We start from the raw sequence: 12,443 nt of genomic DNA, 5'->3' as shown, positions 1-12,443 counted from the left end.
TAGTTTTCAATTAATTTAAACAATAAAGGTGTCTATCCCCTATTATAACAATTTTTTAAGCAAAAACAAAATTATATCTAGTTTATTTTACTAACTTGATTGAATATATGCGCTCTAAATATTCTACAAGATATTTAATCATGTCTTCATAAGAGCTATTAAAGACATCCCACTTTCTTTTATAATTGGCATAAATAAGCCGCTTTGTATAGGATGACATGGGTATATCTTTATAAATGCAAAGTCTTGATATTCTTCCATATCCACCTTCAAGGCTTCTAGGATCTATGCCAAAGCTAACACAGTCCTTATGTACCAGTGCATACCAATGAAAATGATCTATTTCCCCTTTTATGTATCCATACCGATTTCTACCGGGTAATATTTTAATATTCCAAGACATATAATTCCCTCCATGCTTTTTTGCTTCATTAATTGTATATATTTTCATTTTATGCCCCTTATTCAATTCCTATTCATGGGGAAGTAACACAATATCTATTCAGGAATATAATGAATTAAAGTGCTAATTTAAATTTGGAGGGGATTAATGTGAAAAAACTTAAGCTACTTAGTATAGTAGTAGTCTTGCTACTATTATTTTCGCTTGTATTAACTGGTTGCAAAAAGGATGATGGCCTTACAAGCATTAAGGTAATGGAGGTAACTCATTCAGTTTTTTATGCTCCACAATATGTAGCCATAACAGAAGGGTTTTTTAAAGATGAAGGACTTGATGTAGAATTAATTGATGGTAAAGGCGCCGATAAAGTAATGGCTGCTTTACTAAGTGATCAGGTTGACATTGGTTTTATGGGTCCTGAGGCCTCAATATATGTTTATAATCAAGGCAAGGATGATTATGCAATTAATTTTCTACAATTAACCCAAAGGGATGGTTCCTTTATTGTTTCAAGAACCCCCAACCTCAGCTTTACATTTGAAGAGTTAAGGGGCAAGGAAATCTTAGGTGGACGTAAGGGTGGTATGCCTAACATGGTTCTTGAATATGTACTGAAAGAAAATAATTTAATACCTGGTCAAGATTTAAATGTTCGTACCGACATACAATTTGGTGTCATGGCCGGTGCTTTCACAGGTGGTGAAGGAGATTATACTACTCTATTTGAGCCTACAGCTTCAATGGTTGAGAAGGAAGGAAAGGGCTATGTAGTTGCCTCAGTGGGAGAGGAAAGTGGTTACATTCCATATACAGCATATAGTGTAAAACAAAGCTATGTTGATAAAAATCCAGAGACAATTCAAAAATTTACAAATGCCATTTACCGAGGAATGCTATGGGTAGAAAGTCACTCTGCTGAAGAGGTGGCTAAATCATTACAGCCCCACTTCCCTGACACAGACCTAGATATTTTAATCACAGTGGTTGAGAGATATCGTTCAATAGGTGCATGGGCACCAAATCCTGTTTTAACTGAAGAAGGTCTTGAAAGATTACAGGATGTTATGATTGAAGCAGGTGAGCTAAGTCAAAAGGTGGACTATAACGCAATTGTCAATACCGAATTCGCTAAGAAGGCAATAGAAAGTATTAAATAAATTATAAGGGGTGGACATTGCTAAATTGTCCACCTCTGTTTTTTGATTTTAGGCTAATTTTTTGCCTTCATCTTTCAATTTTCATCTTTTAATTTTTCTTTAACTATCTTACTGCACAAACATCAAACCAATCCTTTATCTGTTCCTTTATTTTTTCCAATTCATCCTCATCATAGGAGCTATAATTATTCATACCTCCGTAGACTGTTTCTGTATCCTTAAAATTTTGAATAAAGAATTTTTTAGAGCCTTTAAGCATTTGTGCAATATCAATTAATTCTTGAGGCTTTATTAGTTCTTGGCATACTGTCGTCCTGAATTCATGGTCAATCCCACTTTCATTTAATATACTAATACTCTCTTGGATATCCTTTATATTTACAGGCGTTTCAGTAATAACACTATATTTATTTAAAGGAGCCTTTACATCCATCGCAATATAATCTAGCAAATTCTCCTTTAATAACAATTTTAAAATATTAGGATTTGTGCCATTGGTATCTAATTTAATATAAAAGCCTTCTAATTTAAGTTTACGTATAAATTCAGTCAGGTCAGTCTGTAGAGTCGGCTCTCCCCCAGAAATGCAGACTGCATCTATGTAGTTTCTTCGCTTCTTAAGATATTCTAGAATATATTCTTCATCGATTTGACTGGCATGGCCTTTGACAATATGTCCATTATGACAATAGGGACATTTAAAATTACATCCCCCTGTAAAAACCACTGTAGATATTTTTCCAGGGTAATCAATAAAGGAGGATTTTGTTAATCCTAGTATCTTCATAATCTTTCCCTCAATTCTTTTATATTAATTTTAAAAGATTATGCACTATAGACTTTGCTTCCATTCCTCTGCCAGCATTCCATAAACTACATGATTTACATAATGATGGTATAGCCACTCTGCTTGTCTAATTACCCCTTCTTTAGTAAAGCCTAATCTTTCCGGTATTGCTCTACTTTTAAGGTTTTCTTCAGCGCATCTTATTTCTACCCTATTAAGTTTTAACTCCTTCAAAGCATAATCAATAAAGGCTATGGTGGCCTTTGTCATAATTCCATTACCTTGAAATTTGTCACCAAGCCAGTACCCGATACTTGTGGATTTGTTTGACCAGTTTATACTATGAAAACCTATTACCCCAGCTATTTGTCCCTTGTACCATATACCTGCCTGAAAACCGTCATTGGCTGCATATTGTTTTTTAGTCATCTCTATAAAAGCTCTTCTGTCATCTATACTACTGCTACTGTCGACCCAGGGCAACCATTGTCTAAGGTGATCCTTACACTCATCTGTCAAAATAGTTAGTTCTTCTGCATCATTTAGTTCCAATAGTTTTAATTGGATGTCATTATTTATAATATGCTTAAACATTTATTTTCCTCCTTAGTTATTAATTTATTAAATAAGATTATAACACAAAGCTATTTTATTTTCCTCACAGAAAATAGATATTTTAATGTTTCTTTATTTTTATAACGCTAGGTGCTGGGATAGTAATGAAAATACCCCTGCCTTCTACCAGCAGGGGTAAGACTTAATAGTCTTTAGCATACATTAATATTTTTTTCTTCCTTTAAAATAATGCTTTCATGTTTCAAGCTAACCTCTGGAGAAAACTCTTCTCTTATTTTATATTCCTCTTGCTTGCCTTTATTCCATGCTTGAACAGGTCTGTGGAAGCCTACAACTCGTGTCCATACCTCTGATTCTTTACCGCAATGATGGCACTCAAAATGCTCACCCGATAGATATCCGTGGTCAGGGCATATTGAGAAGGTAGGGGTTATAGTTATGTAGGGTATACTACTATTTTCCATTACCTTTTGGATCAACTGCTTACAGGTTTCAATATTATCTATTTCTTCCCCTATAAAGCCATGAAGTACTGTTCCCCCTGTATAAAGTGTTTGTAATTTTTCCTGTAGCTCAATTGCCTCAAATATATCATTTGTGTGATCCACCGGAAGTTGAGTCGAGTTAGTGTAAAATGGCTCAGATTCACCTTGAGTAAATATTTTGGGATACATTTTTTTATCTATTCTTGCAAATCGATAAGCAGTTCCTTCTGCTGGTGATGCCTCAAGATTCCATAGGCTTCCTGTTTCTTCTTGATATATTTGAATTACACGATTCATAAACTCCATAATTTCAATAGCAAACTCCTGACCTTCTTCTGTAGTAAGGTCTTTTCCAAGTAGATTAATACAGGCTTCATTCATTCCGTTTAATCCAATAGTTGAGAAGTGATTTTTAAAGTATTCACCTGTACCATCCTTTACAGTTTGTAGATAAAATCTTGAGTAGGGATATAGACCTGCATCCATATATCTTTCCAAAACTTCACGCTTTGCCTCACAAATCTCTTTAGAATGTTCCATTAACTCTCTTACGCTTTTTTTGAATTCCTCCATTGTACTGGATAAATATCCTATTCGTGCCATATTTAAAGTAACAACATTAATTGAGCCTGTTAATGGGTTTGCTCCAAATAGTCCACCGCCCCGTTTTCTTAACTCACGATTATCCAATCGTAAACGGCAGCACATGGAACGGATATCCTCAGGTGATAGATCTGAATTGACAAAGTTTGCAAAGTATGGTGTACCAAATTTTTTAGTCATTTCCATTAAACAATTAACAACATCAGTATCCCATGGAAAATCATCAGTTATATTTACTGTTGGTATCGGAAAGCTAAAGGCTCTTCCTGCTCCATCACCTTCCATCATTACTTCAAAATAAGCTCGATTAAACATATCCATCTCTTTTTGGAATTCACCATAATTTTTATCCATATGCTCTCCACCTACAATTGCCGGCTGATTTTTCAATAGTTGGTGTGGAGTAATGTCCAAGGTTATATTTGTAAATGGGGTTTGAAAGCCTACTCTTGTTGGAACGTTTAAATTAAAAACAAATCTTTGTAATGCCTTTTTAACCTGCTTAAAGTTAAGCTTATCATAATATATAAATGGTGCTAAATATGTATCAATACTGGAAACCGCTTGGGCTCCTGCCGATTCTCCCTGTAGGGTATATAAAAGGTTAACTAATTGTCCTAAGGCTGATTCAAAGTGCTTAGGTGGTTTTGATTCTATTTTTCCCTTTGCACCCTTAAAGCCCTTAGTTAGAAATGCCTCAAGGTCCCACCCACAGCAATAGGGAGCAAGTAAACCTAAATCATGAATATGTAAATCTCCACGTATATGGGAGTCCCTTAATTCTTTACGATATATTTTGTTAAGCCAATATTTAGTAGTTATACTTTCAACTATGTGATTATTTAAGCCCTGAAGAGAAAATCCCATGTTGGCATTTTCATTAACACGCCAATCCTCAAGGTTCACATATTCCTCCACCATTTTTTCAGCATCCATAAAAAGGTTTTTAACCTCACGGATTTCTTCATGTCTTTTTCGATATAATATGTATGCCTTAGCAGTTTTAGCATGTCCTTCTTCAATTAGGACCTTTTCTACAACATCTTGTACATCCTCTACTGAAGGAATACTTGCTCTATAGGTTTCATTAATTATGTCTGCAACTATTTTTGTAAGTCTAGTTGACTTAACTTCATCCTTACCCCCCACAGATTGTGCTGCTGCAAAGATGGCATCCTTTATTTTATTTAGGTCAAAATCAACGATTTCACCATTTCTCTTTTGAATCTTAGTAACCGCCATCATACCCCTCCTATTGTATTATTTTCCATGTGTTACACTATATATTGTATATATTACATTATTTTACTCATAAAATACAATATTACCTTAGTCTTATATTATGCTTTTTTTCATCAAATTTCTTCTTCATTCTTCCTTTATCTTTACATTATATAAAATTTAGATATTATATATATGCTTCAATGCATAATATAAAAAGGACGCTTATTTAGCGTCCTTCAGACTGAAGACAAAGTAATTTTTTATGACAAACTCGATTTTTAAAACTTAAGTAAACGATCAGTGAAGTTATAATAAAAAGAGCGAAAAGATAGTCAGATAAGAGTTTTCAACTGTTTGAGCGAAAGCGAGTTTTGAAAACTACTGATTATCTTTAGCTCATTCCCGTTTTGGTTCTGAAGGGGTTTACGTAGTTTTGAAAATATCAGGGGTTCGTCTACAACCTGAGGACTGATCAAAAAACCGCAGATTCAAGGCGCAAGAAAACCTAGCGACTGCAGCGTATACGTAATACGTAAGGGTGCTAGGTTTTCGAAGCAACGAAGAAGATGGGGGTTTTTCATCAGTCTAAGGACGCTTATTTAGCGTCCTTAGCTCCATTTTGGAGTATTAAATTTATTGCCATTTTCCTTTAATCTATTACCCTCGTCCTCAGATACAATATAGGCGTTTATTCCATTCTTTTCATATTCCTTAACTACCTTAATTGCCTCTGACCTTGGCATAGCATCAGAAATACTACTATCTGTTCGAATCATAAACTTTTGATTAATATAGATCCCCTCTTTCTAGTATTTCAAAATTTTAGTACTATTTTACTATTCTTCTCCTAGGGCTTTTGCTACAACTTCTTTAAAGCTATTTGTAGATGAGGTGGCACCAGTTACTACTTCAACCTCTTCTATATCCTGAGTTGCAATCAATTGAGCTTCTAAATCTTCATAGGCTTCTGGAGCTGCAATTCCAGATGCTTCACGCCATCTTTCATTGTATTCCTCATCTTCAGATTTTAAATTACCATCTTCATCTACCTCATCATAATTAACCTCAGTTATTTCTCCATTAGCTACTGTTACTTCAACTGTTGATTTCCATCCCCTTTGATCGGGCTCTAGCTCTGCATCATAAGTACCATCTTCGTATCTAGCCTCTTCTTCTCCTGCTGGAGGAGTTTGTGGTGGCGGTGTAGGTGCTGGTGTTTCTTCAGGCCTACATCCCGTTAAGGCTGCTGCTACAACAAGTAAAACTATAAGAGTTAGAATTAACATTTTTTTACTTTTCAAGTTATTACCCTCCTAAGTTGATTTTTATTACTTTCTTAGTAATATTTTGTTCAATAAGAATCCTCCTATACATGGAGATGACTTCCATAGCAAGGAGGATTTACAAGTACCTACTGTTGTATATTTTCTAATTGTTGACTTAGAAATTCCATTAACTCTTTAATTGTTTCTTCAGTAAAGTCAAATTTTATACCAGCAGCCTCATAAACCTGCGGCAGTGGTTTTGAACTGCCCAGTTTAAGTGCCTTCTCATAATTTTCCAATGCAATTCCAGGGTTTTTTTTGTACTCCTTCCATACCTGTAGAGCTCCTAATTGTGCAATAGCATACTCGATATAATAAAATGGCACCTCATATATATGGATTTGTGCCTTCCATCTATTTTCCAATTCTACTTGGTATTGGCTCCAATCCTCATAATGATGACTTAAGGATAGAGCAATTTCTTTAAACTTTTTATTTCTTTCTTCAGCAGTATGATCAGGATTTTCATACATCCAATGCTGGAATTTATCAACCGTCATTGCCCAGGGAATAAACTTTATAATATCTTCAATATGGTCTCCACGTACCTTTTTAAATTCCAATTCATCAGGATAAAGATAATTCCAATTGTCTATGGTTAATAGCTCCATAGACATGCTGGCCAATTCTGCTGATTCCATAGGAGTATTTTGGTAATTATATATTGGAATACTTTTCTTCATCATATTGTGGACAGCATGTCCCATCTCATGGACCATTGTCGTTAAACCCTCATAGGTTCCTGCAAAATTCATAAAGATAAAGGACAATCCTGTAATAGGTAAATAAGAACAGAATCCACCCGGTGATTTAGCTCTTCTGCTATCAAGATCCAGCATTCCGTCCCTTTGCATCTGTGACAGTAAGTCTCCATATTTACTATCCACTTGATTTAATAGCTTAATACATCCCTCCACAAGCACCTGAGAATCCTTTAGTGGTTGTAGTGGCTTATCACATTGTGGAATCCCCTGACTATCCCATGGCATAAGCTGCTCTACTTCTAACTTTTCCTTCAGCCTTTTTTCAAGTACATCCTTATATGGTACAACTATACGTTCTACAGCTCTATGAAAGGTTTTACAGTCATCTGGCGTATAATCGAACCTTTCATATTTTTTAAACATATAATCTCTATAATTATTAAACCCTGAATTCACTGCTATTTGATGTCTTATTTGAATAAGTTGATCCATTATATTATCAAGCTCTTTATTGGCGTGCATTCTTCTTTCTTGAATTAGCTTCCAAGCCTTTTCTCTAGTATTTCTATTTGAATCCATTAAGAATAACGACATTTGCTGCAGGGTTTTTTCCTCCCCCTCCCAATTTACCATCATCTCTCCCATAATTGTACTATATTGATTAATTAGCATCTCCTCATTTATCTCAAGGGAAATATTTTTTTCATTAAAAATTTCTATTGAATTGGATCTACTTAATATGTACTGTCTATAGTATTGTTGATCAAGTTCAGTCTTATAAGGATTATTATAAAATTTAAGATCTAGCTTTGATTTAAATTGTTTTAGCATAGGTGTAATAAATTCTTGGCTAAATTCATATTTTTCTTTTATTTTATGATCATTATTATAGCAGTTAAAATCAATATAAAATTTTGCCATTTGCTCTTTAATCTCTTTTAATAGCTGACTTTCTTTAAGAATCCATTCTTCTAAATCCTTTACATTCTTGATGGGTATATCTAATAATTGCTGTAGCTCATTTTCTAATAGCTTAAGGTCTTGCACATCTATCATCCTATATCCCCCTTTTTTTGTTTACAATTTATTCTATCTTTATAATAATAATACTATATATATAAAATATTTGATATATCATCTGTAATAGAATATTTTATTTATAAAATAAAGATTTACCTTTAGTTATATATTTACCCCCTATTAAATAGATTAATATAGCATAATATGCAATACCAATAACTATAGAGATTAAGGTTGCAATGGATTCTACCTTTATGTAGTATAGCGATAGTTTAAAAGCTATAAAAACCAATAAGGCCATTGTAGTAGTTGCAAAAATAGGTTTTATTATTGTTTCCTTAAACTCTATACGTAATTCTATAAGTCTTTTTAATTCGTAATAATTTAAAAGCATTATAACCATGTATCCTGCCATCGTACCTATGACAGTTCCAATGATATTTAAGTATGTCGAAAGAAGCAAATGACTAATTATTAATTTTACAATAACACCAATGACTAAGTTTCTTACCGGAATATAAACATTACCAATACCCTGCAAAATACTCGTCATTGTTTGAGCAATAGAAATGAATAGTACGTTAAAGGCAAGAATCCTGAGTATATCTCCTCCTGCTTCACCCTTACCCCATAGCAAATGAATTATTTCATGAGATAACAGTGACAAGCCTATTGCAGCAGGTAATGCCATCATTATGGTTATTTTAATGCCTACAGTTGCTTTTTCTCTAAGCTCATTAAAGTTCCGTTTACTGAAGGACTCTGATATAGCAGGCACTAAGCTTGCTGCCATGGCCATACTAAGGGTTAGTGGAACATTCATTAGGGTAACAGCCTTTCCAGTTAGTCTCCCATACAAAATTGTCGCTCCCTCTGCAGTATATCCACTTCCAATCAAGCTTGAGTGAACAATGATTGAATCTATTAACCCCATTACAGAGCTTAGTATTGCACCAATGGTTATGGGGAAGGCAATCCATAGTATTTTCTTAATGATGGTGTATGTAGAATCTTGCTTAGTTTTGTTTTCTATATTAGTAAATGGAGTTCTACTTTTATACTTTAAATAGTAGCCCAGTAAAACAATTGTACCTAAAAATGCACCTATGGTAGCCCCAAAGGAGGCGGCTCCAGCAGCATAGCCAGTACCTTTAGATATATAGAAATAAGCAAGACCTACACCTATAAATACTCTACCCATTTGTTCAACTATTTGAGATATAGCTGTAGGTGTCATTAGTTGGAGGCCTTGAAAATACCCACGAAAAGCAGACATTATTGCTACAAAAAAAGGTGCAAAGGAAAGACCAATTATGGAATAGTAGGTTTCTTGAGGCCAGTTAAGAAGATTTATAATTCTATTGGCATTTAAGTAAAAAAATAGTGAGGTAAATAATCCAATACCCAGTAGCATAAAAAAAGATACTCTAAATATCTTATTTGCTGCCATTGTATTACCAACTGCTATTTTTTCAGATATTAGCTTTGATATTGCAGCCGGAAATCCTATGATGGATATAGTTAATAGAACAGTATATATAGGATAAGGTAACCCAAAAATCCCCATACCCTCGTCATGAATTAGTCTCTGGAGTGGTATTTTGAAAAACATACCCAAAAACTTAGCTGTTAGACCTGCTATAGCTAGTATAAAGGCCCCCTTAATAAACTTTTTATTAGACATATACTATCTCCTTTTTCTATGGAGTTTATTATCTAATATATTCTTGTTATCTAGGGCATTATGTATGACAATAAAAAAGATCCTATAATTAGGATCTTACTATTTCTTCATTGTCTTTATTTATTTTTTTCCAGTGGTACAACCAAAAACTACCGCCCACCACCATTGCAGAGAAACTAGAAGCCAATTGTCTTACATTATTTTTTTGAGCACGGTTTTTTTCTTGTTTTAAGTAATCTTCATATCTTCTTGTTAATTCTTCTTCAGTTAATCTTTGCTCTATATTACCATCAGAACCTCTTACTATGAATCGTTGCTCATAGTCTTCTAAGGTCATATAATAGTATCCACCATCGACAGCTATATCTACCACCCTTTGAATAGTTGTAATTGTGCCAAATACAAAAATTATCAATGTAACAAAACAAACTAGGTAAAGATATACACTTCTTAAGCTAATATTTTTTGACATCATAAACATCCCTCCGATACCTATAAACAATATACCTAAAATTATAACAGGAATTATAATGCTAAAAACCAAGGTTTTCATCACCCTTTCAAAAGAAAAAAATATTTACTTGTAGTGTAATTTTACACTTTTTGCCTTCCTATGTCAATATTAGTTATATATTACCAATATATTTAATTACTCTTCTATATAAAATAATTAATTTTTGCTAATTCTAACAATATTAAAAAAATAAGTTAGGAGATTGAACTAATGGAAATTTTATCTGATATAGTCAATAAGTATAGTAAGGATATTATTTTATCAACACAGGAGTTAATTAGGATAAATAGTGTAAATGGAAATCCAATCGAAGGTAAACCCTTTGGGAAAGGGGTAGATGATGCTCTTCAATATGTGATTAGCCTTGGAAAGAGTTTTGATTTAAAAACACATTACTACGAAGGGTATTATGGATATATAGAAATGGGAGAAGGAGATGAATTGATTGCTATACTTGCTCACCTAGATGTTGTTCCTGCTGAGAATCCAGACCGGTGGAAATACCCACCCTTTGGTGGTGAGATTCACGACAATAAGTTATATGGAAGAGGTGCCCTGGATGATAAGGGACCACTTATTGCGGTACTTTACTCTATGAGGGCTATACAAGAGGCTGGTTTACCCCTAAATAAGCGGATACGTCTGTTTTTAGGCACTAATGAAGAGACCAATTGGCAGTGTATTGAGAAATATCTTCAGGTGGAGGAGGTGCCCAGCTATGGCTTTGTAGCTGATTCTGATTATCCCCTGATTAATGCTGAAAAGGGTCTGCTTCAGCTGAAGCTCTCTATAAAGGGAGGTGCTTCTTTTATCCTTAAAGGCGGTAACGCCTTTAACAGTGTACCTGATAAATGTATATATATAAAAGATGATACTAGTACTGAATTCACTGGTAGTACAGCTCATTCAGCAAAATGCTGGGAGGGAGAAAATGCAATTGTTATGGCAGCTATAAAGTTATATGATGAAGGTGTTAATAATAAGCTTATTGATTTTATATATAATGAATTAAAGGACGACTGTTATGGTACAAATATCTATGGTATTTTTGAGGATATTGAATCCGGAAGACTAACTGTTAATATTTCTAAAGTGAATATCTCTGAAAAGGTTCAAGAAATATTTCTAGACATCCGTTATCCTGTTACTAAATCTAAAAAAGAGGTTATTCAACTACTAGAAAACAAATGCAGTTTATATGAAATAGTAATTGATGAGATGGATACTCTTCCTTCTTTATATATACCAAAAGATCATTTTCTAGTAAAGATTCTTAGAGAAGTCTTCCACTCAGAGACAGGATTAGATAGTCAGCCAATATCAACTGGAGGCGCCACATATGCCCGGGCTTTAAAAAATTTCGTAGCCTTCGGTCCTTTATTTCCTGGCCACAAAAAAATGGCCCATCAACAGGATGAATTCATTGATATTGACATATTAATAAAGAATGCACATATCTATAGTAAAGCAATTGCCACTCTTGGTATGGATAATAAAATATCAGTAAATAAAGCATAATTTTGTACTTTTTTTCTATGATTATTGATAAATCAAACAAAATTCTTAAGCTTTGTATAAGAATAAATAGATAGTCATAAATCCATACTATTAATATGCTAGATGAGAGGAGTGATTATTTTTGAGGATTCACGCTGAAGTTGCTTTATATCCTTTAAAGACCTCCAATGCAAGTGATGTTATTAACCATTCCATAAACACACTTGAAAACCACAGAATAACCTATAATGTTGGATCTATGGATACCCACATTCAAGGAAATGATGATGAGGTTTGGAATAGTCTAAGGACATTGTTTGATGATGCAAAGGAAGCAGGAGAAGTTAGTATGGTGGTAACAATAACAAATGCTGCAGACTAGAATTTGGGGATGTTGCCTAGATGGCAACATCCCCAAAACTGATTCAAACCAGCATCTTTCTCAGTAAATACTTACTGTATTT

At 33.9% G+C, this 12,443-nt stretch carries 12 protein-coding genes; 3 read left to right on the top strand and 9 right to left on the bottom strand.

Annotated elements, in window-relative coordinates; all coding sequences use genetic code 11:
* Window positions 1-82: 82 nt before the first annotated feature.
* On the bottom strand, window positions 83-403 hold the full coding sequence (locus BLP68_RS10615) for a hypothetical protein (protein WP_091543366.1): 321 nt from the start codon (window positions 401-403) through the stop codon (window positions 83-85).
* A 149-nt stretch (window positions 404-552) separates the two neighbouring features.
* Here BLP68_RS10615 and BLP68_RS10610 point away from each other — a divergent pair, with 149 nt between their 5' ends.
* A complete protein-coding gene (locus tag BLP68_RS10610) occupies window positions 553-1,560 on the top strand; it encodes an ABC transporter substrate-binding protein (RefSeq protein WP_091543255.1) in 1,008 nt (335 codons plus the stop codon).
* A 103-nt stretch (window positions 1,561-1,663) separates the two neighbouring features.
* On the opposite strand, the gene BLP68_RS10605 is transcribed toward BLP68_RS10610, so the two are convergent.
* From BLP68_RS10605 to BLP68_RS10570, 8 genes are all read right to left on the bottom strand, one after another.
* Window positions 1,664-2,347: an anaerobic ribonucleoside-triphosphate reductase activating protein gene (locus tag BLP68_RS10605; RefSeq protein WP_091543254.1), complete on the bottom strand. Its 684-nt coding sequence runs from the start codon at window positions 2,345-2,347 to the stop codon at window positions 1,664-1,666.
* 45 nt (window positions 2,348-2,392) lie between these two features.
* Window positions 2,393-2,941: a GNAT family N-acetyltransferase gene (locus tag BLP68_RS10600; RefSeq protein ID WP_091543252.1), complete on the bottom strand. Its 549-nt coding sequence runs from the start codon at window positions 2,939-2,941 to the stop codon at window positions 2,393-2,395.
* A 173-nt stretch (window positions 2,942-3,114) separates the two neighbouring features.
* Window positions 3,115-5,253, bottom strand: a complete 2,139-nt coding sequence (locus BLP68_RS10595; protein ID WP_091543250.1) for a ribonucleoside triphosphate reductase — start codon at window positions 5,251-5,253, stop codon at window positions 3,115-3,117.
* Between the two features lie 590 nt (window positions 5,254-5,843).
* A complete protein-coding gene (locus BLP68_RS10590; RefSeq protein ID WP_242876962.1) occupies window positions 5,844-6,011 on the bottom strand; it encodes a hypothetical protein in 168 nt (55 codons plus the stop codon).
* Between the two features lie 60 nt (window positions 6,012-6,071).
* Window positions 6,072-6,536: an FMN-binding protein gene (locus BLP68_RS10585; protein ID WP_091543247.1), complete on the bottom strand. Its 465-nt coding sequence runs from the start codon at window positions 6,534-6,536 to the stop codon at window positions 6,072-6,074.
* 110 nt (window positions 6,537-6,646) lie between these two features.
* A complete protein-coding gene (locus BLP68_RS10580) occupies window positions 6,647-8,320 on the bottom strand; it encodes a M3 family oligoendopeptidase (RefSeq protein WP_091543245.1) in 1,674 nt (557 codons plus the stop codon).
* 97 nt (window positions 8,321-8,417) lie between these two features.
* Window positions 8,418-9,968, bottom strand: coding sequence for a putative polysaccharide biosynthesis protein (locus BLP68_RS10575; protein WP_091543243.1), 1,551 nt, complete (start codon window positions 9,966-9,968; stop codon window positions 8,418-8,420).
* A gap of 88 nt (window positions 9,969-10,056) precedes the next feature.
* On the bottom strand, window positions 10,057-10,443 hold the full coding sequence (locus BLP68_RS10570) for a hypothetical protein (RefSeq protein WP_143003089.1): 387 nt from the start codon (window positions 10,441-10,443) through the stop codon (window positions 10,057-10,059).
* 249 nt (window positions 10,444-10,692) lie between these two features.
* On the opposite strand from BLP68_RS10570, the gene BLP68_RS10565 reads away from it, so the two are divergent.
* Both BLP68_RS10565 and BLP68_RS10560 read left to right on the top strand, forming a co-directional pair.
* On the top strand, window positions 10,693-12,000 hold the full coding sequence (locus BLP68_RS10565; protein ID WP_091543239.1) for a Sapep family Mn(2+)-dependent dipeptidase: 1,308 nt from the start codon (window positions 10,693-10,695) through the stop codon (window positions 11,998-12,000).
* Window positions 12,001-12,121: 121 nt separating this feature from the next.
* A complete protein-coding gene (locus BLP68_RS10560; RefSeq protein ID WP_242876961.1) occupies window positions 12,122-12,361 on the top strand; it encodes a YkoF family thiamine/hydroxymethylpyrimidine-binding protein in 240 nt (79 codons plus the stop codon).
* Window positions 12,362-12,443: the final 82 nt, after the last annotated feature.

Source organism: Alkaliphilus peptidifermentans DSM 18978 (genome assembly GCF_900101495.1).
In the GTDB taxonomy this organism is placed as follows: domain Bacteria; phylum Bacillota; class Clostridia; order Peptostreptococcales; family Natronincolaceae; genus Alkaliphilus_C; species Alkaliphilus_C peptidifermentans.
The sequence above is the reverse complement of the archived record's forward strand: the minus strand, read 5'-3'. Positions and strand labels throughout refer to the sequence as shown.